We start from the raw sequence: 22,402 nt of genomic DNA on the forward strand, positions 1-22,402 counted from the left end.
ACAAAAAAAACGCGATACCCAATAAAAACAACAGGTAACGGCTCTGACATAACAAGAACAACACGGCAGAGGCGTAGCAAGCAGATTTTTTTGGAGTCGACACGCTTTTCAGGGGTTCGCCCCGCGGTCTGGCACAGAACAATAAAACTACCTCAAGGTAGCGGCAGCCAGGTTCGGATCAGCGATGATGACAGCAGGTCAGCGCTCAAAAAAATACGTTTGCTCTTGACCCCGCATGGGGGTCGCCCGCAGCACCAGGACAAGCCGACAAAAACAACAATAGGCCGGTCCCAATAATAAAAAAAGAGCAGGCAACAACGCTTTGAGGGGAGCTTCGGCTCCCCTCAGTGCTTCCTGCCCTCTTCCTCCTTCTGCTTCTCCTCATCCTTTCCTTCGACCTTCTCCACCAGCAACGGCATCGTGCCCAGTACCAGCAGGGCCAGTACCGTGCTGATCAGCGCCGTGGCTTCGCGTCCCATGCCAGCCGCCATACCGATGGCAGCCGTCATCCATAGCCCGGCAGCGGTCGTCAGCCCCTTCACATGGCTGGTGTTCTGGCCGTTACCCTTCAGAATGGTACCCGCACCGAGAAACCCGATACCGGCAACGATGCCTTGGATCACCCGGCTTAGCGCCTGGTCATCGGCCCCCGCCATGCTGGGTGACAGCATGAACAGGGCAGCGCCCAGCGAGACCAGCATGTGGGTACGCACCCCGGCAGACTTGCCCCTGTGTTCACGCTCGAAGCCCAGTATTGCGCCAAGCACAGCAGCCATCAGCAAGCGCACAAGGATTTGCGTGACCTCGCGCTCATCGGTGACATCGGCGAATTCGGCCTGGATTGCTTGCCAGATGACATCCATCGCGGTGCTCCCCTGCCTGAGCATATGGTTTCAGGGTTGACCTCTTCACGCAGTGCAAAGTGCCGCTCAGCCTACCGATGCAGCAACTGGCCCCTGACCGCGGTCCACCCTGTAACCACCCCAGGAGGATCCCACCATGCCCATTGAAATCGACGAAACCACCCGCCGCTGCACGCTGATTGGCGAAGGCTTGCGCATCGAGGGCGAAGGCCCGGACATCGAGATCATCACCGACGAGCAGTTGCGCATGTCGGTGGCCATTCTGGCCGGCCAACGCGTGCCGATCACGGAAACCGAAGCCGATACACTGACCGTGGCGGGTGCGGTGGATAGCCGCAGGCATCTGAAGGCCAGCGCGCCAGGCTCGGTGATATGAGGCCTGGCGGGGCTATGCGGCAAATCTGATATGGTTTTTATCGTAAAATCTGAACCTGTGCTGATAACAGCTTCAGCGCCATAGTGCTCATGCCTGATCGAGGCCTGATGAGCAGCGAACCATGAACGATAGAATCCCTTTTACAGAGATCGCCACCGCCCCAGCCAGCATCCAAGCGCGACGCACCGACAGCGGCATCCATACCCGCAGCTTTACCGGTCTTTACCGTAACCTGCGCATCGGCTTTGCCGGCGCCCTGTTCGTGCTGTTCTTCGGCACGGCCTGGCTGAACTGGAACGGCCGCCAGGCCGTACTGTGGGACCTGGGGAACAGCAAGTTCCACATCTTCGGCGCCACCTTCTGGCCACAGGACTTCATCCTGCTGTCGGCGCTGCTGATCATCTGTGCCTTTGGCCTCTTCGCCATCACCGTCTACGCCGGGCGTGTCTGGTGCGGTTACAGTTGCCCGCAAAGTACCTGGACCTGGCTGTTCATGTGGTGCGAAAAGGTTACCGAGGGCGACCGCAACCAGCGCATCAAGCTGGCCGCGGCGCCCTGGAGCATGAACAAACTGGCCCGTCGCACGCTCAAGCACAGCCTGTGGTTGGCCATTGGCGTGCTCACGGGGCTGACCTTTGTCGGCTACTTCACCCCGATCCGGCCACTGGCCGCAGAATTGCTCACCTTGCAACTGGGCGGTGTGGCACTGTTCTGGGTACTGTTCTTCCCGGCCGCTACCTACATCAATGCCGGCTTGCTGCGTGAAGCGGTGTGCCTGCACATGTGCCCGTATGCGCGCTTCCAGAGCGTGATGTTCGACAAGGACACCCTGGCGGTCGCTTACGACCCGCGTCGTGGCGAGGCCCGTGGGCCGCGCAAGAAAGGCAGTGATGTCGGCGCCCAGGGACTGGGCGACTGCATCGACTGCACGCTGTGCGTGCAGGTGTGCCCCACCGGCATCGACATTCGTGATGGTTTGCAGATGGCTTGCATCGGCTGTGCCGCGTGCATCGATGCCTGTGACGGGGTAATGGACAAGATGGGTTACGCCCGCGGCCTGATTGGCTACAAGTCCGAGCACAGCCTGCAAGGCGGTACCACTCACTGGCTGCGCCCGCGCCTGCTGGGCTACGCTGCCGCACTGCTGGTCATGATCGGGGCACTGGTGGTAGCCCTGCAGATGCGCCCGATGGTATCGCTGGATGTGATCAAGGACCGCGGCCTGTTCCGCGAAAACGCCCAAGGCCAGATCGAGAACATTTACCTGCTCAAGGTCATCAACAAGACCGAACGTACCCAGCACTATCAATTGCGCCTGCTGGACGCTGACGGTTTCACCCTGCAGGGCAATAGCGCACTGGTCATCCCTGCTGGTGAAATGAGCGAACTGCCGGTGTCGGTGGCGATGCTGGCCGAGCGCCCGGCCAGCAGTTCGCAGACGCTGAGCTTTGAAATCCGCGAGCGTGACGACCCCACTATCCGCAGCGTAGCGCACAGTCGCTTCGTCGCCCCCATGAACCGCTGATCCCTTACACTCACGCCACCTTGCCTGCCAGGCTTCGACAGAAGGCCAGAATGAAACGCTACGAACGCTTCGCCGACGACATTGCCGAACTGATCCGCTCCGGGGTGCTGGGCCCCGGCCAGCGCGTGCCGTCCGTGCGCTACGCCAGCCAGACCCACGGGGTCAGCCCGTCCACCGTGTTCCAGGCCTACTACCTGCTTGAGCGGCGTGGGCTGATCCGGGCCCGGCCGCGCTCCGGGTATTTCGTCAACGCCCACGTTCCGCGCCAGTTCAGCGAGCCGCAGGCGCTGCAGCCGGTAAGCGAGTCTACCGATGTCGACGTTAGCGCCTTGGTATTTTCGATCCTCGACTCGATCAAGGACCCCAACACCATTGCCTTCGGCTCAGCCTTCCCCAGCCCTGAGCTGTTCCCGCTGCAACGCCTGTCGCGCTCACTGGCCAGCGCCAGCCGCAGCATGGACCCGCGCATGGTGGTGACCGATCTGTCCCCCGGCAACCCGCAACTGCGCCGGCAGATAGCCTTGCGCTACATGGTCGGTGGGCTGATGCTGCCGATGGAAGAGCTGCTGATCACCAACGGCGCACTGGAGGCCCTGAACCTGTGCCTGCAGGCAGTGACCCAGCCGGGCGACCTGGTCGCCATCGAGGCCCCCGCCTTCTATGCCTGCCTGCAGGTGCTGGAGCGGCTCAAGCTCAAGGCGGTGGAAATCCCCGTGCACCCGCGCGAGGGCATGGACCTGGGGGTGCTGGCGCAGACCCTGGAAAAGCACCCGGTAAAGGCTGTGTGGTGCATGACCAACTTCCAGAACCCGGTAGGTGCAAGCATGCCGGAGGCCAAGAAACAGGCGCTGGTGGAGCTGCTGGCGCACCATCAGGTGCCGTTGATCGAAGACGATGTGTACGCCGAGCTGTACTACTCGCAACAGGCGCCCAAACCCGCCAAGGCTTTCGACACCCAGGGCCTGGTCATGCACTGCGGTTCGTTCGCCAAAAGCCTGGCACCGGGCTATCGCATTGGCTGGGTGGCCGCCGGGCGCTTTGCGCAGAAGATCGAGCGGTTGAAACTGATGACCTCCCTGTGTGCCTCCATGCCGGCCCAGGCGGCCATCGCCGACTACCTGCAACACGGCGGCTACGACCGCCACCTGCGCAAGCTGCGCTACGCGCTGGAGGGCCAGCAGGCCAACATGCTGGCAGCCATCGCCCGCCACTTCCCGGCGCAGACACGGGTCAGCCAGCCCTCCGGCGGTTACTTCCTGTGGCTGGAACTGCCCGAGCAGATGGATGCCCTCAAGCTGTTCCACATGGCTCTGGCCCAAGGCATCAGCATCGCCCCTGGGCCGATCTTTTCGCCCACCCGACGCTTTGGCAATTGCATCCGCCTGAACTACGGCAGCCCCTGGCATGATGGCGCCGAACAGGCCATGGAGACCCTCGGGCGGATCATTCGCTCGTTCTGATAGCGAGGGGCCAGAGGGACGACTATAGTTGCTCGGTCCGACCATCAGGCCCTCGTCATGCAGCCAGATACGTCCTTTGCCCGATTGCAAGCGCGTGTCGCAGAACTGGAAGCACGCCTGGCAGAACGCGAAGACAGCGCTCAGGCGCATGACAGGCTGCTTGGAGAACTGCTCGACAACAGCCCGGCCAACGTGTTTGCTGCCGACCGCAGGATGCGCCTGTTGGCCATCAACCGCACGGCGCGCGAAACCTTCGAGCGTTACCGAGGCTTCGTGCCGCAGATTGGTGACTACGTACCCCAGTTCCTGACCGGTCAACCCGACATCATGGGCCGCCTGGCCCCGATATGGCCGCGCATACTGGCAGGGGAAGCGTTCATCGACACCGTCACCTTCGGGCCGGACGACGCACCACGCCATTACGAAATTCGCTACCACCCGTTACTCGATACTCAACAGCGAATTCAGGGCGGCTACCTGTTCGCCTATGACATCACGCAGCGCGTGACCGAACAGGAACGCCTGCAGCAGGCCGAAGAAGCACTGCGCCAGGCGCAGAAAATGGAGGCAGTCGGTCAGTTGACCGGCGGGATAGCCCATGATTTCAACAACCTGCTGGCCAGCATCCTTGGCGCCCTGGAACTGGCTGGGCAGCGTCTGGTGCAGCAACGCGTGGCGGACACCGCGCAGCTGCTTGAACTCAGCCGGCACAATGCCCAACGCGCCGCAGCCTTGGTGCAGCGCTTGCTGGCATTCTCACGGCAGCAGACGCTGGTCCCGCAACGGGTCGATGTGCAGCAACTGGTGGCTGGTATGCACGACCTGATCAGCAGCTCCACCGGCCCCTATGTCGACTACCACGACCAGACACATGCCGGACTATGGCCCATCCGAATAGACGCACAGCAACTGGAAAATGCGCTGCTCAACCTGTGCATCAACGCCCGTGACGCCATGCCGCTTGGCGGCACCTTGAGCATCGGTTGCGCCAATGTCGAAGTGCAAGGCGCCGAAGCCAGACAGCTGGGCCTGGCCGCTGGCCAGTTTCTGCGTATACGCGTTGAAGACACTGGCATGGGCATGTCCAAAGCAGTGATGCAGCGCGCCCCTGAGCCCTTCTTCACCACCAAGCCGCTCGGCCAGGGCACTGGCCTTGGGCTGTCCATGGTCTACGGCTTTGTGCGGCAATCCGGGGGCCAGCTGGTCATCGATAGCACCCCTGGCCAGGGTACGGCCATCAACCTGTATCTGCCCCGCGATGAAAGCGTCGCCGCCGCTTCACCCAGCCCCCACGTCGAGGAGCCTGCGCCTGCGGCCTCGCTTCAGCAGCGCGTATGCAAGGTGATGCTGGTGGAAGACGAGCCGGCCCTGCGCCTGGTCATGCTGGAGGTATTGCTGGACCAGGGCTATGAAGTTCAGGCATTCGAAGATGGCCGCCAGGCATACAAGGCCTTGCAGGAAGCCCCTGCGCCGGACTTGCTGATTACCGATGCCTGCCTGCCAGGGGGTATCGATGGCCACCAACTTGCGGACGCCTGTCGAAGTATTGCACCACATGCAGCGGTGCTGCTGATCACAGGGCATGACCCTGTGCACAGTACGGCAAATGCGCGGCCCGACCGGCGCACCGAACTGCTGCCCAAGCCATTCGATCTTCAGGCACTTGCCCAGGCGCTTGAACGGCTGCTGGGGAGCACCGCCCAGTCGCACTGAGCGGCTATTCGCCTACAGGTGAACACGTTAAAGTCAGGACTTTTCATTGGCCGGACGCAGGCATGCCTTCTCGTGATCTGAACTCACTGCGCCAACAAGTCGAAGACCTCCAGCGACAGAACACACTGCTGGAGCAACGGCTTGCAAGCCTCCAGGCGCACGACCAGGACTTCTATCGCTCACTGTTCGACACCATGGACGAAGGCTTCTGCATTATCGAATTCTTCGATGGCCCCCATGGCCCGCTGAGTGACTACGTGCATGTGCTGGCCAACGCAGCCTATACCAAACACGCCGGCATCCCCAACGTGGTCGGGCAAAAACTGCGCGAGATGGTGCCTGATGAGGCAGATGACTGGGTGGCCCGCTATGGCGCGGTGCTTCGCACCGGTGAACCGCTGCACTTCGAGCAGGAACTGGTTGCTACCGGCCGTGTGCTGTCAGTGACCACTTTTCGCATAGAGCCTGCCGAGAAACGCCAGGTAGCGGTATTGTTCAAGGATGTGACCGAACGCCGGCGTGCAGAGCAGGCCCTGCAGCGTCTGAACGAAGAGCTCGAACAACGGGTGAGTGCCGCATTGGCAGAGCGCCGTTTGTTTGCCGAGCTGGTCGATCACAGTGTGGTCAATGTGCATGTGGTCGACAAGGACCTGCGCTGGCTGGCTGTCAATCGCCAGGCCAGGCATGACTTCCACCTGCTGTACGGGAGGACACCCGAAATCGGCGACTACCTGCCCGGGTTGTTCGACGATGGCACCGCCGGCCAGACGCCTATTCTGCCGATGTGGCAGCGCGCCCTGGCAGGCGAGCAGTTCATCGAGATCGGTACCTTCGGCAAGCCCCCCGCGCTGCGCCATTACGAGTTGCGGTTCAACGCCTTGCGCGACCCCAAAGGCGAGGTACAGGGCGCGTTTCTGTTCGCCTATGACATCAGTGAACGGGTGCAGGAGCAGGAACGCTTGGCCAAGGCCGAAGCGGCGCTGCGCCAGGCACAGAAAATGGAGGCCGTAGGCCAGCTCAGTGGCGGCATTGCCCATGACTTCAACAATTTGCTGGGCGGCATCCTTGGTGCTCAGGAGCTGATGCGTCAACGCCTGGACCAGTCACGCTTCGACGCCCTGGCACCCTTGCTGGAGCTGTCCAGCAGCGCGGCGCAGCGGGCCTCGTCGCTGGTGCACCGGCTGCTGGCGTTCTCCCGCCAGCAGACCCTGCAACCCTGCTCCACGCAGGTGGCCACTTTGGTGGCTGGCATGGAAGACCTGCTTCGCCGCACCATCGGCCCGGCGATTACCCTGAGCAGCCGCTTCGCCAACCAGCTGTGGCCAACCTTCATCGACCCTCCCCAACTGGAAAGCGCCTTGCTCAACTTGTGCATCAACGCGCGCGATGCCATGCCGGCCGGTGGTGTGATCGAGATCATTGGCGACAACCTGCGGCTTGACGACAAGCAGGCCCTGGCACTGGCACTGCCGGCCAGCGAGTACGTGCGGCTGAGCATCGTCGACAACGGTAGCGGCATGTCGGCTGAAGTCGTTGAGCGCGCAGTCGAGCCGTTCTTCACCACCAAGCCGATGGGCCAGGGCACCGGCCTGGGTCTGTCCATGACCTATGGCTTCGTGCGCCAGTCGGGTGGGCAATTACGGGTGCTGTCGGTGCCTGGCGAGGGTACCCGCATCGAGCTGCTGTTACCCCGCCACCACGCGCAAGCCCAGGCGCCAATCAGCAAACCGCAGCGCGCGCCTTTGCGAAGAAGCAGCGAGACTGCAAAACGCATTCTGTTGGTTGAAGACCAGACCGCCTTGCGCCTGGTGATAGGTGAAGTGCTGGAAGAGCTGGGCTATCGGGTGGACGCCTTCGAGAACGGTCCGTCTGCCCTCACCCACCTGCAAAGTGGCGAACGGCCGGACTTGCTGCTGAGCGATGTCGGCCTGCCTGGCGGCCTGAATGGCCGCCAGGTAGCCGAACGCTGCCGTGAGCGTTACCCGGACCTCAAGGTACTGTTGATGACTGGGTACGATGAGAGCGCGGCGTTCAGCGACGGCCAACCGCTGCAAGGTACGCTGGTGTTGACCAAGCCGTTCGAACTGGACGCACTGGCGGAGCGGGTTCGTGAGCTGCTGGAAACTTGACGGGCGCGTTCAGCGCCCGCCGCCCAGGTCGATGAAGCTGCCGGTGGCATAGGAGGCTTTGTCCGAAAGCAGCCAGAGGATGGCCTCGGCCACTTCCTCGGGACGCCCCCCTCGGCCCATGGGCAAGCCAGGTTCGAGCTTGCTGACGCGGTTTGGGTCACCCGACAGCGCATGGAAACCGGTATGGATATAGCCCGGCCGGACGCCATTGACGCGCACGCCCTCGCCTGCCACTTCTTTGGCCAGGCCGATGGTGAAGGTGTCGAGCGCGCCCTTGGAGGCGGCATAGTCGACATATTCGTTGGGCGAACCCAGGCGTGCGGCTACCGATGATACGTTGACGATGGCCCCGCCTTGCCCGCCATGTCGGCGCGCCATGCGCAGCAGGGCGTGCTTGGCGCAGAGCATGGGGCCGACGACGTTGGTTTTCATGACGTTCAGCAGCCGGAACTCGGACATGTCCTCGACCCTGCTTTGCTGGCCGATGGTGCCGGCGTTGTTGACCAGTGCGGTGACCGGGCCGAGCTCGTCGTCGACGCGCAGGAACAGCTGGATGATTTCATCTTCGACGCTGACGTCGGCGCGCACCGCGATGGCCTCGGCGCCCAGGGCGCGGACCTGGCTGAGGATGGCTTCGGCGGCTTGGTCATCGGCGTGATAGTTGATGCAGATGCGGTAGCCCTGGTGGGCGGCCAACAGCGCAGTGGCGGCGCCGATGCCGCGGCTGCCGCCGGTGATGACGATGACGTTCTCCATGGGTTTGCCAATGGTTTGGGGAAGGGAGCATCGACAATAGGCGAAATGGCGCTGCGTTGGAATGACGAAGATCAGCACAGCCAACCCTCTGCTGTTGATGTGGCTGTTGATCTGGCTTTTGATCTTCGCGACTTCAGGAGGCCGAACGCAGGCCTTGCGGAGGCAGGTGACGGGCATGGATGCCCGTCAAGCGCTGAGGCCCCAGGATGGGGCCTTCGGCGCGGTCCTGCCGGGAGCAAGGCCGGAGTGAGGGAACCCCGGCGCGCAGCGCAGGGGCCGGATGATGGGAGCGCAGCGTTTTTTGGTTACTTTTTGTCGCGTTTGACAAAAAGTGACTCGCCGTAAGGGCGAAAAGGTGAGTCCGTGTCGCCATCGCGAATGGACTGTTCGCTGAGTCGAAACAGACGAATTTGCTTCTTGCTTCTTGCTTCTTGCTTCTTGCTTCTTGCTTCTTGCTTCTTGCTTCTTGCTTCTTGCTTCTTGGATGTGGGCATCCACATCGAGTAGGTATTCATTCGCGCAGGTGGCGCATCATCACCTTTCCGCCCTTACGGCGGGTCACTTTTTGTCAAACGCGACAAAAAGTAACCAAAAAACGCTGCGCTCCTATCATCCGGCCCCTGCGCTACGCTCCGGGGTTCCCTCGCTCCGGCCTTGCTCCCGGGAGGACCGCGCTGCAGGCCCCATCCTGGGGCCCAGCGCTTGACGGGCATCCATGCCCGTCACCTCCCTTCGCAAGCCCTGCGCTCGGCCTCCTGAAGTCGCAATCCGCGGCGCCTGGGCTATCGCGCGCTTAGAAGCAAAATCAAAAGCCGAAGCGAGAGCGAGAGCGAGAGCGAGAGCGAGAGCGAGAGCGAGAGCGAGAGCGAGAGCGAGAGCATCGAGATCTTGCCTTGTGTTTAGATCAACTCTGCTGTTGATCTTGATCTTGATCTTGATCTTGATCTTGATCTTGATCTTGATCTTGATCTTGATCTTGATCTTCGCGACTTCAGGAGGCCGAACGCAGGCCTTGCGGAGGCAGGTGACGGGCATGGATGCCCGTCAAGCGCTGAGGCCCCAGGATGGGGCCTTCGGCGCGGTCCTGCCGGGAGCAAGGCCGGAGTGAGGGGACCCCGGAGCGCAGCGCAGGGGCCGGATGATGGGAGCGCAGCGTTTTTTGGTTACTTTTTGTCGCGTTTGACAAAAAGTGACTCGCCGTAAGGGCGAAAAGGTGAGTCAGCGTCGCCATCGCGAATGGACTGTTCGCTGAGTCAAAACAGACGAATTTGCTTCTTGCTTCTTGCTTCTTGCTTCTTGGATGTGGGCATTCACATCGAGTAGGTATTCATTCACGAAGGTGGCGCATAGTCACCTTTCCGCCCTTACGGCGGGTCACTTTTTGTCAAACGCGACAAAAAGTAACCAAAAAACGCTGTGCTCCCATCATCCGGCCCCTGCGCTACGCTCCGGGGTCCCCTCGCTCCGGCCTTGCTCCCGGGAGGACCGCGCTGCAGGCCCCATCCTGGGGCCCAGCGCTTGACGGGCATCCATGCCCGTCACCTCCCTTCGCAAGCCCTGCGCTCGGCCTCCTGAAGTCGCAATCCGCGGCGCCTGGACTATCGCGCGCTTAGAAGCAAGATCAAAAGCCGAAGCAAGACCGAGACCGAGACCGAGACCGAGACCGAGACCGAGACCGAGAGCATCGGGATCTTGCCTTGTTTAGCTCAATGCCCCGCCGATGCCGGGCCCGCCTTGGCGGTAAAGGGCGGCTTGGCGAACCACACCAGCAGAATCAACCCGGCAAACACCCAGCTCATCAACGTGAAGTAATCCACCGTCGACATCATGTAAGCCTGCCCGTTGAGTATCTGCTCCAACTGCGCATAACTCTGCGGGCTGGCGCCGCCCAACTGCTCAAGGGTATGCCGCGTCGTCGGGTCGAACTGGCTGATGTGCTCGCTCAGATAGGCATGGTGCTGGTCCGCCCGACGAATCCAGATCCAGGTGGTCAACGAAGCCGCAAAACTCCCGCCCAAGGTTCGCAGGAAAGTCGCCAGCCCCGAACCGTCGGCAATCTGGTGCGGCGGCAGATCGGACAGCAGAATGCTCAACGTCGGCATGAAGAACAACGCCACGCCAATCCCCATGAACAACTGCACCAAGGCCACATGCTGGAAGTCCACCTCGCTGGTGAAACCAGCACGCATGTAGCAACTGGTACCGATCGCCAGGAACGCCAACCCAGCCAGCACCCGCAAGTCGAACCGGTGCGCATATTTACCCACGAACGGCGACATGATCACCGGCAGCAAGCCGATCGGCGCAACCGCCAGGCCTGCCCAGGTCGCGGTATAGCCCATCTGCGTCTGCAACCACTGCGGCAGGATCAGATTGATACCGAAGAACCCGGCATAACCCCCGACCAGCACAATGGTGCCAATGCGGAAGTTGCGGTGCACGAACAGGCGCAAGTTGACCACCGGGTGCCGGTCGGTCAGTTCCCAGATCACGAACACCGCCAGAAACACCACCGAGATCAGGCTGCCGACAATGATGAACGACGATTCGAACCAGTCCAGATCGTTGCCCTTGTCCAGCACTACCTGCAAGGCACCAACGCCGATAATAAGGGTCAGCAGGCCAATGTAATCCATCGGCTGGCGGCTGGTGACCACCGGGCGCGTGCGCATCTGCTGGCGCACCACGGCAGCAGCGAACAGGCCGATGGGCACATTGATGAAGAAGATCCATGGCCAGCTGTAGCTATCGGTAATCCAGCCCCCAAGAATCGGCCCGGCAATCGGCGCCACCACCGTGACCATCGCCAGCAGCGCCAGTGCCATCCCCCGTTTTGCCGGGGGGTAGACAGCAATCAGCAGGGTTTGGGTCATCGGGTAAAGCGGCCCGGCGACCACGCCCTGCAAGACGCGAAAGCCGACCAGCTCGGGCATCGACTGGGCAATACCGCACAGGAACGAAGCCAGCACGAACAGCAGCGTGGCCCAAATGAACAGCTTCACTTCACCAAAGCGCCGGCTCAGCCAGCCGGTCAGCGGCAAGGCGATAGCGTTGCTCACCGCGAATGAGGTGATGACCCAGGTACCTTGCTCGTAACTCACCCCCAGGTTGCCGGAAATGGTCGGCAAGGCCACGTTGGCGATGGTGGTGTCCAGCACCTGCATGAACGTCGCGAGCGACAGGCCGATGGTGGTCAGCAGCAGACTCGGCGGCGTGAACTGGGCAGCGGCGTTGTTGCTCATCGTTGCGCCGTCTTGCCGGTTGCGCTGTTCTCGTGAATCAGCCGGGCGATCAGGTTGTCGGCTTCGACCAGCTGGTGGTCATACACCTGGGTGGTGTAGCTGGCCTTCTGCGGAGGCTGCTGGGCCAAAGCCGGGCCGCTCTGGTCATGCAGGTCGACTTCAACCACGGTGGACAGGCCGATACGGAGGGGGTGGTCCTTGAGCTGGTCGGGGCTGAGGTGGATGCGCACGGGTACTCGCTGGACAATCTTGATCCAGTTACCGGTTGCGTTCTGCGCCGGCAGCAAGGCAAAGGCGCTGCCGGTGCCCGCGCCAAGGCTGTCGACCGTGCCGCTGTACTTGACCTCGCTGCCGTACAAATCAGCGGTGACTTCCACCGGCTGGCCAATGCGCATCTCACGCAGCTGGGTTTCCTTGAAGTTGGCATCGATCCACACCTGATCCAGCGGGATTACCGCCATGGTCGCGGTGCCCGGCTGCAGGCGCTGGCCCAACTGGACGGTACGCTTGGCAACGTAGCCGGTGACCGGCGCGACCAACGTGGTGCGGGCGTGGTCGAGGTAGGCCTGGCGCAGGTCGGCAGCAGCAGCCATGACGTCGGGGTGCGAGGACACCACGGTGTCGTCGACCAGCGCGCTGCTGGTGCTGAGCTGTTGGCGCGCACTGTTGACGGCGGCCTGGGCAACGGTCAGGTCGTCGCGGGCATGGGACAGTTCTTCTGCGGCAATCGCACCGCTGTCAGCCAGCACCTTGCGCCGGTTGAAGTCCTGCTGCGCCTTGCGCAGTTCAGCTTGGCGCGTTTCCAGTTGAGCCTTCAGCGAGTCGACGTTGCTGTACAGCCCGCGCACCTGCCGCACGGTGCGTGCCAGCTTGGCTTCGGCGGACTGCAAGGCCACTTCGCTGTCGGCCGGGTCGAATTGCAGCAACACCTGGCCGGCGTGGACCAGGTCGCCGTCATCGGCCCCGATGCTGGTAACGGTGCCAGCGACCAGCGGGGTGATCTCCACCACGTTGCCGTTGACGTAGGCATCGTCGGTGCTTTCGTGCCAACGCCCGACAATGCTGTACCAGGCCCAGGTGCCGACCCCGGCAAGGATCAGCAGCAACAGCAGGCCAAGCAGCCAGGCCTTGCGCTTGCGTGACGACTCGGGCGCGGCGGAGGGAGTCGGGGTGTCTGTGGGAGTGGCCATGACAATACCTTGGATAATTCGTTACAGGGTTCAACGGTCGCCGAAGCGGCGGATCGTCAACGGGTCGCCAGCACTGAGCAGCACCTTGGCCAGCAGGCCTTCCAGGGTCTTGAGCTCCTCTGGTGCCAGCACGCCGCACAACTCGTTCATGGCGGCGGCGCCAATTTCCGGCAGGCGGTTGGCCAGGCGCTGGCCGTCCGCAGTGAGTGCCAGGCGCACTTGGCGCCGGTCGTCGGCGCAGCGGTTGCGCACGATCAGTTCCTTCTGCTCGAGGCGGTCGAGCATGCGGGTCATCGAACCGCTGTCCAGGCCCAGGTACCGGCACAGTTCGGCCGGGGTATCCACCTGGTACTGGGTGACGATGATCAGCACTTTGAACTGCGCGGCGGTGACGCCCTCTGACTCCAGGTGCCAGTCAAGAATGCGGTCTTTGAGAATCGCAGCACGGCCAAGCAACATGCCGATGGCGCAGGTCTGGAAGTTTTCGGGGGAAAAATGGGCCATCGTTGACTGCTCAGTTAAGTGTGTAGAAATATTACTGCCTAGGCAGTGAATGTCAAAGCCTTCATTAGCAAGCTATGAAATATTTCATGACTTCTGCCTGTCTAACCGCTCTCAGCAGGCGCGTATTGCGGCCCATTGCTGCACACAAGGCCGCGCCTGCAAGGGTGTGCGTAAAGGCGGCTAACGCGCTCGCAGGCCCAACGCCTCCACCGCCCCGCAAGCAATCGCCATTCCCACCAGTTCTGCGAGGCTGCCCGCCTGCAACCGCTTCATCACCCGCCCCCGGTACAGGTCCACGGTCTTGACGCTGATGCCCAACTGCTCGGCAATTTCGCGGTTGCTCAACCCTTGGGCCAAGGGTACGAACACGTCCCGCTCACGCGGCGTCAGGCCATCGATACGCGCCTGCACCAAGGCCAGCGCCTGATCGCCTTGTCGCGCCAGCCCGGCGTGCTCCAGCGCAGCCTGAACGCTGTCGAGCAGCAACTGGTCGTTGTAGGGTTTTTCGATGAAGTCGCAGGCACCGGCCTTGAATGCCCGCACCACGATCGGTACATCGGCATGACCGCTGACGAAGATCACCGGCACCATCAGGCCACGCTCACGCATCGCCTGCTGCACAGCCAACCCGCCCAACCCCGGCATGCGCACATCCAGCAGCACACAGGCGGGCCCATCATCGACGCAGGCGTCGAGAAACGCCTGCCCGCTGGCGAACGGCAAGGCTTGCAGGCCCACCGACTGCAGCAGCCAGACCGTAGAGTCGCGCATCCCCTGGTCGTCATCGACCACATACACTTTTGCTTGCAACACTGCCTCCCCTTATTCCCTGCTGACCGCCAGCCGGCAGCACAGTACCAGACCGCCGCTGTCACCCGCCCGCGCCCACAGGCTGCCACCGAAGCCTTCGATCAGGCTGCGGCTCATGCTCAAGCCCAAGCCCAGGCCGTCGGCCTTGCTGGTGGTGAACGGCGTAAAGATTTCATCCAGCCGCTCCGGTGCCACGCCCGGGCCCTGGTCGGCTACCTCGACCAGCACCCCATCGCCATCGCGCGCAGCGCAGAGCAGGATACGTGACGGCCGCTCCCCCTGCTGCTCGCGATTGGCATCGATGGCATTGCGCAGCAGGTTGAGCAGCACCTGCTCCAGCAGCACTCGGTCGGCATACACCAAGGGCAGTTGAGCGCTCATGCGAAGTTCCACCTGCACTTGGTCCCGCGCGGCTTCCCAGGCGCACAGGCGCATGGCTTCGCCAGCCAGCTCGGCCACATCCAGCGCCTCCAGGCGGCGCGGCCCCTTGCGCAGGAAGGCACGCAGACGGCGGATCACTTCGGCGGCATGGGTGGCCTGTTCGCTGATACGCTGCAGGCCCTGGCCTACCCGATCGCGAGCCTGGGGGTCACGTTCCAGGCCCTGCAGGTAACGCTGACTGGCGTTGGCATAGTTGACCACGGCGGCCAGTGGCTGATTGATTTCATGGGCGATGCCCGAGGCCAGCTCGCCCAGGGTCGCGAGGCGGGCACTGTGTGCCAGGCTTTCCTGCGCTTCGATGCGCAAGGTGATGTCGCGGGACACGCTGACCACCTCCACCACCGCGCCCGTGTAGGTCTCGCGGATCGCCCGGCTGGCGATTTCGAACCAGCGGTAGTCGCCTGTCGCCTGGCGTACCCGGCAGGTCATGGTGTGGTAGCCATCCTGGTCCAGCGCGGCAGCGGCCTGGCGCAGTACCTGACGCCGTTCGCGCGGATGCAGCAGGGTATGTACAGGCATGCCACGCAGTTGTTCGGGCCACAGGCCGAGCAGGCGGTAGGCTGCCGGTGAGGCATCGAGAAAGCGGCCATCGGGGCTGTGCCGGGAAATCAGGTCGGTGGTGTTTTCGATGATCAACCGATACAGGCGCCGGGCGCGGCTGGCTTCGCGTGCGCCGAGGCGCTCTTCGCTGGCATCACGGCAGCGGCCCAGCACCTGCTGGCCGTGGTTGTCCGGCATGAACGTCCACAGCACGATACGTTCGCCGACCTGCACTTCGACCTCGCTGATCGCCCGGTGCTGGCGCAGACAGGCACGCACCAGGGCAGCGCAATTGGCCGGCAGCCAGCAAGCCAGCTCAGGCCCTTCGGCGACCCAGGCCTGCAGTGCCGGGTTGAGTGCCAGCGGGCTTGCATCACTGGCCAGCAACAGACTGGGTTGTGGGTCTTTGGCGAGCAAGGGGTAAGCAGTGTCATCCACGGTAGGCGGCCTGTTTTTATAGTAGTTTTACTATATTGCTATAGTCGATATTCCTAATACCATAGCGACTCGCGTAAAACTGCGACAGAGGGGGCGGCCCACCGTCCGCCCCCTGCACCCTGAACAGAGCTAACAATCAGCCATCGGGGGCCAGGTGCACAGGCTGCGTCTGCCTCCCTTACAGGATTACCGCATGTCGATCTATGCCCAGGGCCTGATGCCCGCTGCCGTCAACCATGTCGCCCTCACCCCGCTGAGCTTCATCGAACGCACCGCGGCCGTTTACGGCAACTACCCGGCCGTCATCCACGGCGCCATCCGCCGCAACTGGCAAGAAACCTACCAACGCTGTCGGCGCCTGGCCAGCGCCCTGGCCGGCCGTGGCATTGGCCGCGGCGACACCGTGGCAGTGATGCTGCCCAACACCCCGACCATGCTCGAGGCGCATTTCGGCGTACCCATGACCGGTGCTGTGCTCAATACCCTGAACGTGCGCCTGGATGCCGAGGCCATCGCCTTCATGCTGCAGCATGGCGAGGCCAAGGTGCTGATCACCGACCGCGAGTTCCATGCGGTCATCGAAGGCGCTCTGGCACTGCTTGAACACCCGCCGCTGGTGGTTGATGTAGATGACCCGGAGTACGGTGAAGGCCGCGCGGTCAGCGAGCTGGACTATGAGGCACTGCTCAACGAAGGCGACCCGGAATTTGCCTGGGAATGGCCCGATGACGAGTGGCAGGCCATATCACTGAACTACACCTCCGGCACCACCGGCAACCCCAAGGGCGTGGTCTACCACCACCGTGGCGCCTACCTGAACGCACTGGGCAACCAGATGACCTGGGCCATGGGCCACCGACCGGTGTACCTGTGGACGTTGCCGATGTTCCACTGCAACGGCTGGTGCTACCCCTGGACCATCACCGCGCTGGCCGGCACCCACGTGTTTCTGCGCCGGGTCGACCCGCAGAAAATCCTGACCCTGATCCGCGAGCACAAAGTCAGCCACCTGTGCGGTGCGCCGATCGTGCTCAACGCGCTGGTCAACATGCCCGAGGCGGCCAAGGCAGCCATCGAGCACCCGGTGCAGGCCATGGTCGCCGGCGCTGCACCACCGGCCAAGGTCATCGGCGCCGTGGAGCAAATGGGCATCAAGGTCACCCACACCTATGGCCTGACCGAGGTCTACGGCCCGGTGACCGTGTGTGCCTGGCATGACGAATGGGACGCGCTTTCGCTGGAAGAGCGTGCCCGGATCAAGTCTCGCCAAGGCGTGCGCTACCCGACCCTCGATGGCCTGATGGTTGCCGACCCGCAAACCCTTCAGCCGGTGCCCCGCGACGGCGATACCCTGGGCGAAATCTTCATGCGCGGCAACACGGTGATGAAGGGCTACCTGAAAAACCCTGAAGCCACCGCCGAAGCCTTCCGTGGCGGCTGGTTCCACACCGGCGACCTGGCCGTGTGGCATGCCGACGGCTATATCGAGATCAAGGACCGGCTAAAGGACATCATCATTTCCGGTGGCGAGAACATCTCCACCATCGAGGTCGAAGACGCCCTGTACAAGCACCCGGCAGTGCTGGAAGCCGCCGTGGTGGCGCGCCCGGATGAAAAATGGGGGGAAACCCCGTGCGCCTTCGTTGCCCTGAAGCCAGGCCGGGAGGACACCCGTGAAGCCGACATCACCAGTTGGTGCCGCGAGCACCTGGCCGGGTTCAAGGTGCCGAAGACCGTGGTGTTCGGCGAGCTGCCCAAGACCTCGACCGGCAAGATCCAGAAGTACGTGTTGCGCGACCGGGCCAAGGCCCTCTGATGCCGTAGCCGCTCCCCTTCAGGCGCAGTACACGGCTGCGCCTGAAGGTTCAGCGCACGCCCAACCATCCCCCACTATTGCAAGAGCTGCCGATGACCACCTATTCCGCCCCCCTGCGCGACATGCGCTTCGTCCTGCATGACGTGTTCAACGCTTCGGACCTGTGGGCCCGCCTGCCCGCCCTGGCCGAACGCATCGATGCCGACACTGCCGACGCCATTCTCGAAGAAGCTGCCAAAGTCACCGGCCAGCTGATTGCCCCGCTCAGCCGCAACGGTGACGAGCAAGGTGTGTGCTTCGACGCAGGCCAGGTCACCACCCCTGATGGCTTCCGCGAGGCCTGGAACACCTACCGCGAAGGTGGCTGGGTTGGCTTGGGCGGCAACCCGGAACACGGCGGCATGGGCATGCCAAAGATGCTCGGCGTGCTGTTCGAAGAGATGCTCTACGCCGCTGACTGCAGCTTCAGCCTGTATTCGGCGTTGAGCGCCGGCAGTTGCCTGGCGATCGATGCCCACGCCAGCGAAACCCTCAAGGCCACTTACCTGCCACCGCTGTATGAAGGCCGCTGGGCCGGTACCATGTGCCTGACCGAACCCCATGCCGGCACTGACCTGGGGCTGATCCGCACCCGCGCCGAGCCCCAGGCCGATGGCAGCGTGCGCATCAGTGGCAGCAAGATCTTCATTACCGGCGGCGAGCAGGACCTGACCGAGAACATCGTCCACCTGGTGTTGGCCAAACTGCCGGATGCGCCCGCCGGTGCCAAAGGTATATCGCTGTTCCTGGTGCCCAAATTCCTGGTCGAGGCCGATGGCCGTCTGGGCGCGCGCAACGCTGTCCACTGTGGCTCGATCGAACACAAGATGGGCATCAAGGCCTCGGCGACCTGTGTCATGAACTTTGATGGTGCCATCGGTTACCTGGTGGGCGAGCCGAACAAGGGCCTGGCAGCGATGTTCACCATGATGAACTACGAACGCCTGTCCATCGGCATACAAGGCATCGGTTGTGCCGAAGCCTCCTACCAGAGCGCCGCCCGCTACGCCAACGAGCGCCTGCAGAGCCGCGCAGCGACTGGCCCGCGGGCACACGACAAGGCGGCCGACCCGATCATCCACCATGGCGATGTCCGGCGCATGCTGCTGACCATGCGCACCCTCACCGAAGCAGGTCGGGCGTTCGCCGTCTACGTTGGCCAGCAACTGGACGTGGCACGCTATGCCGAGGACGCCGGCGAGCGCGAGCATGCCCAGCGCCTGGTGGCACTGCTGACACCGGTGGCCAAGGCATTCTTCACCGATAACGGTCTGGAAAGCTGCGTGCTTGGCCAGCAGGTGTATGGCGGTCATGGCTACATCCGCGAATGGGGCCAGGAGCAACGGGTGCGAGACGTGCGCATTGCACAGATCTATGAAGGCACCAACGGCATCCAGGCCCTTGATCTGCTGGGGCGCAAGGTGCTGGCCGACGATGGTCAGGCGTTGGCCAGCTTTGCCAGCGAAGTGCGAGCCTTCAGTGTGGATGCGCCCTTGTACCGCGAGGACCTGCAGGCGAGCCTGGCGCGGCTGGAGGCCACCAGCAGCTGGCTGCGGGAGCAGGCAGGCGAAGATGCCAACCTGGTCAGCGCGGTGGCGGTTGAGTACCTGCAGCTGTTCGGGCTGACTGCGTACGCATATATGTGGGCGCGGATGGCTGCGGTGGCGTTGGCCAAACGTGAGGAGGATGAGGCGTTTCATGGCGCGAAGCTTGCGTGTGCGGCGTTCTATTTCCAGCGGGTCTTGCCGCGAGGGCTGGGGCTGGAGGCGAGTATTCGGGCCGGCAGTGGCAGCCTTTATGGGCTAGAGGCTGCACAGTTCTGAGCGATGTGTCACTGACGCGCTTTTTGCAAGCGCAGCCGTGTGCTGCGAAGAGGCCGGTGCAGGCTAACGAATCTGTACTCACTGACCTCTTCGCAGCATCAGCCCGTTCCAGAAGCGATTGCAGACATCGTCTTGTGCCCGCGAAGGGTTCTCAAACGCTGAAAAACCATGGCTAATCCGACGAAAAACCGGCACAACTGATAGTCATTCGCCATTACATTGGTTCTCGGGAGCCCTCCCGCAAGGGTAGAATGCGCAAAACCCGGAGCCGCAATGAACCACGACCGCCTCAATCCCAACCCAGACGATGCCATCACCGACGCCGCAGCGCATTGGTGCATGCGCCTTCACGCCGAAGATTGCACGCAGGCCGAGCATGAAGAATTCGCTGACTGGTTGGCGGCCGACCCGCGGCATACCGAAGAGTACCAGGCGATGCTGGAAATCTGGCAAACCGCCGACCTGCTGCCGCGCAGCGCCACCGTCATCGACTTCAACCCACCCGTCAAACACGCCGCCCGCCCTCGCAACTGGCGGCCACTGGCGTCTGCTGCAGCCATCGCCCTGGCAGTGCTGCCGCTGGCCGGCTGGATGGGGTGGGAACAGGGCTGGTTGCCCAACCACTACCAGCACTTCGAAGCCAGTGACCGCATGCAGACCGTGGAGCTCAGCGACGGCAGCACGGTACAGCTCAACCTCCACACCGAGCTCACCTTCCTCAACTACAAGGACCAGCGCCAGGTCACGCTCAAACGCGGCGAGGCGTTCTTCAAGGTGCGACACGACAGCAGCCACCCGTTCATCGTGCGTGCCGGCAGTGGCCAGACCCGGGTCACCGGCACCCAGTTCAACGTGTGGAAGTACCAAGACCAGGTGAAGGTCACCCTGGTGGAAGGTTCAGTGCTGGTGTCCAGTGAGGGCAGTGCCGGTGGCTACCGCCTTGGCCCTGGCATGCAGGCCAGTTACCACAAGGGCGACTTCGAGCCGCAGCTGGAGCAGAGCGAAGACTATGGCAACAGCCTGGCATGGCGCAGCGGCAAGCTGGTGCTCGACAACCTGAGCCTGGAACAGGCACTGCCGGTGATCAACCGCTACCTCGACGCCCCGCTGCTGCTGGCCGATGCCAGCACCGGCCGTATCCGCATCAGCGGCATCTACAACACCCGTGACGTGGGGCGCCTGGTCAACAACCTGCCCAAAGTCCTACCGGTCTACCTGACCCGCAGCAAGGACGGCAGCACCGTGCTCAATCGCATCTCGCCGCCGCCCGACAAGGGCTGACGCCCTCCCCGCCTTACAAGGTCATCGCTGCCAACCAGCCGAACGCCATCAACGGCAAGTTGTAATGGATGAAGGTCGGCACCACGGTGTCCCAGATGTGGTGATGCTGGCCATCCACGTTCAGGCCCGAGGTTGGGCCCAGGGTCGAGTCAGAGGCCGGCGAACCCGCATCGCCCAATGCACCGGCAGTACCGATGATGCACACCGTGGCCAACGGGTCGAAGCCCAGTTGCACGCACAGTGGCACGAAGATCGCGGCCAGGATCGGCACGGTGGAGAACGACGAGCCGATCCCCATCGTCACCAAAAGGCCTACCAGCAGCATCAGCAAGGCACCGATGCCCTTGCTGTGGTCGATCCACTGCGCCGAGGTTTCCACCAGGCTCATCACCTCACCGGTGGCCTTCATCACCTCGGCAAAGCCGGACGCGGTAATCATGATGAAGCCGATCATGGCCATCATTTTCATGCCTTCGGTGAACAGGTCGTCGGTATCTTTCCACTTGACGATGCCCGACAGCGAGAAGATCAGGAAACCGACCATGGCGCCGATGATCATCGAGTCCAGCAACAGCTGAACGATGAAGGCTGAAGCGATCGCCAGCCCGGCCACCAGCAAGGTCAGCGGGTTGTACTGCACGCTCACCTGCTCCACCTGCTGGATGCGCGTCAGGTCGTAGTCGCGCTTCTTGCGGTAGCTGATGAACACCGCCACCAGAAGGCCGACGAGCATGCCGGCTGCCGGGATGGCCATGGCGTGGGTGACGTTGACGCCGCTCACATCGACACCTGCGCGGGCAACGTTGGCCAGCAGGATCTCGTTGAGGAAGATATTGCCGAAGCCCGCCGGCAGGAACATGTACGGGGTGATCAGGCCAAAGGTGATTACACAGGCGATCAGCCGGCGGTCGATGCGCAGGCGCGTCAACACGTACAACAGAGGCGGCACCAGCAGCGGGATGAAGGCAATGTGGATAGGCAGGATGTTCTGGGACGACACGGCCACCACCAGCATCAGGCCGATCATCAGCCACTTGACCTTGCCACCCTTGGCGTCCCCTCGCCGGTCGATCATGGCCAGGGCGCGGTCGGCCAGCGCATGAGCCAGGCCAGACTTGGCGATTGCCACGGCAAAGGCACCCAGCAGTGCATAAGACAAAGCCACCGTGGCACCACCACCTAGGCCACCGTTGAAGGCTTTGAGCGTGCCTTCGATACCCAGGCCGCCCACCAGCCCACCGACCAGGGCGCCGATGATCAGGGCGATGACCACGTGCACGCGGGACAGGCTGAGTATCAGCATGATGCCGACCGCGGCGATCACTGCATTCATGGTTGGCTTACCTCATTACGACAGAAAAAAGCGCGAACTCTGAAGCAGTAGGCGGCAGATGTCAAAAGCGCCTTGATGCAGCGCGTCAACGGGTGGCCGAATTTAAATTGAATGTTTGAATAA

The 22,402-nt window shown here is 62.8% G+C and carries 16 protein-coding genes; 8 read left to right on the top strand and 8 right to left on the bottom strand.

Going from position 1 to position 22,402, the window contains the following annotated elements:
* Positions 1-344: 344 nt before the first annotated feature.
* Positions 345-863, bottom strand: coding sequence for an MgtC/SapB family protein (locus ACE4QZ_RS14930; RefSeq protein WP_021785645.1), 519 nt, complete (start codon positions 861-863; stop codon positions 345-347).
* A 136-nt stretch (positions 864-999) separates the two neighbouring features.
* Between ACE4QZ_RS14930 and ACE4QZ_RS14935 the strand changes: the two genes are divergently transcribed.
* From ACE4QZ_RS14935 to ACE4QZ_RS14955, 5 genes are all read left to right on the top strand, one after another.
* Entirely contained in the window at positions 1,000-1,239 is a 240-nt protein-coding gene (locus ACE4QZ_RS14935; protein WP_021785646.1) for a DUF3203 family protein, read from the top strand.
* A 121-nt stretch (positions 1,240-1,360) separates the two neighbouring features.
* Positions 1,361-2,764, top strand: coding sequence for a cytochrome c oxidase accessory protein CcoG (gene ccoG / locus ACE4QZ_RS14940; protein WP_410480087.1), 1,404 nt, complete (start codon positions 1,361-1,363; stop codon positions 2,762-2,764).
* A 50-nt stretch (positions 2,765-2,814) separates the two neighbouring features.
* Complete coding sequence (gene mapR / locus ACE4QZ_RS14945) at positions 2,815-4,224, top strand: GntR family transcriptional regulator MpaR (protein WP_028697280.1); 1,410 nt, start codon at positions 2,815-2,817, stop codon at positions 4,222-4,224.
* 57 nt (positions 4,225-4,281) lie between these two features.
* Positions 4,282-5,937 carry a PAS domain-containing sensor histidine kinase gene (locus ACE4QZ_RS14950; protein WP_021785649.1) on the top strand — a complete coding sequence of 552 codons (1,656 nt, stop codon included), beginning with the start codon at positions 4,282-4,284 and terminating at the stop codon, positions 5,935-5,937.
* A 62-nt stretch (positions 5,938-5,999) separates the two neighbouring features.
* A complete protein-coding gene (locus ACE4QZ_RS14955) occupies positions 6,000-8,066 on the top strand; it encodes a PAS domain-containing protein (protein WP_021785650.1) in 2,067 nt (688 codons plus the stop codon).
* A 9-nt stretch (positions 8,067-8,075) separates the two neighbouring features.
* On the opposite strand, the gene ACE4QZ_RS14960 is transcribed toward ACE4QZ_RS14955, so the two are convergent.
* The 6 genes from ACE4QZ_RS14960 to ACE4QZ_RS14985 form a co-directional block, all read right to left on the bottom strand.
* Positions 8,076-8,822, bottom strand: coding sequence for an SDR family oxidoreductase (locus tag ACE4QZ_RS14960; protein WP_028697281.1), 747 nt, complete (start codon positions 8,820-8,822; stop codon positions 8,076-8,078).
* A 1,706-nt stretch (positions 8,823-10,528) separates the two neighbouring features.
* Positions 10,529-12,064, bottom strand: a complete 1,536-nt coding sequence (locus tag ACE4QZ_RS14965) for a DHA2 family efflux MFS transporter permease subunit (RefSeq protein ID WP_004575310.1) — start codon at positions 12,062-12,064, stop codon at positions 10,529-10,531.
* On the bottom strand, positions 12,061-13,254 hold the full coding sequence (locus tag ACE4QZ_RS14970; RefSeq protein WP_021781651.1) for an HlyD family secretion protein: 1,194 nt from the start codon (positions 13,252-13,254) through the stop codon (positions 12,061-12,063). Before ACE4QZ_RS14970 ends, ACE4QZ_RS14965 begins: the two co-directional genes overlap by 4 nt.
* Positions 13,255-13,284: 30 nt before the next feature.
* On the bottom strand, positions 13,285-13,758 hold the full coding sequence (locus ACE4QZ_RS14975; protein WP_010954405.1) for a MarR family winged helix-turn-helix transcriptional regulator: 474 nt from the start codon (positions 13,756-13,758) through the stop codon (positions 13,285-13,287).
* Between the two features lie 180 nt (positions 13,759-13,938).
* Positions 13,939-14,571 (bottom strand): response regulator transcription factor, encoded by a 633-nt coding sequence (locus tag ACE4QZ_RS14980; protein WP_021781652.1) that lies wholly within the window; start codon positions 14,569-14,571, stop codon positions 13,939-13,941.
* A gap of 9 nt (positions 14,572-14,580) precedes the next feature.
* Positions 14,581-15,987 (bottom strand): sensor histidine kinase, encoded by a 1,407-nt coding sequence (locus ACE4QZ_RS14985; RefSeq protein WP_021781653.1) that lies wholly within the window; start codon positions 15,985-15,987, stop codon positions 14,581-14,583.
* Positions 15,988-16,180: 193 nt separating this feature from the next.
* Here ACE4QZ_RS14985 and ACE4QZ_RS14990 point away from each other — a divergent pair, with 193 nt between their 5' ends.
* The 3 genes from ACE4QZ_RS14990 to ACE4QZ_RS15000 all read left to right on the top strand — a co-directional run bounded on the left by ACE4QZ_RS14990 (position 16,181) and on the right by ACE4QZ_RS15000 (position 20,946).
* Complete coding sequence (locus tag ACE4QZ_RS14990; RefSeq protein ID WP_019437073.1) at positions 16,181-17,803, top strand: acyl-CoA synthetase; 1,623 nt, start codon at positions 16,181-16,183, stop codon at positions 17,801-17,803.
* A gap of 92 nt (positions 17,804-17,895) precedes the next feature.
* Positions 17,896-19,665: an acyl-CoA dehydrogenase C-terminal domain-containing protein gene (locus ACE4QZ_RS14995; protein ID WP_021781655.1), complete on the top strand. Its 1,770-nt coding sequence runs from the start codon at positions 17,896-17,898 to the stop codon at positions 19,663-19,665.
* Positions 19,666-19,938: 273 nt separating this feature from the next.
* Complete coding sequence (locus ACE4QZ_RS15000) at positions 19,939-20,946, top strand: FecR family protein (protein WP_021781656.1); 1,008 nt, start codon at positions 19,939-19,941, stop codon at positions 20,944-20,946.
* 13 nt (positions 20,947-20,959) lie between these two features.
* Here ACE4QZ_RS15000 and ACE4QZ_RS15005 read toward each other — a convergent pair whose 3' ends face one another.
* Entirely contained in the window at positions 20,960-22,279 is a 1,320-nt protein-coding gene (locus ACE4QZ_RS15005; RefSeq protein ID WP_021781657.1) for a Na+/H+ antiporter family protein, read from the bottom strand.
* Positions 22,280-22,402 lie beyond the last annotated feature (123 nt).

Source organism: Pseudomonas sp. DCA-1 (genome assembly GCF_046523955.1).
GTDB classification, from domain to species: domain Bacteria; phylum Pseudomonadota; class Gammaproteobacteria; order Pseudomonadales; family Pseudomonadaceae; genus Aquipseudomonas; species Aquipseudomonas putida_Y.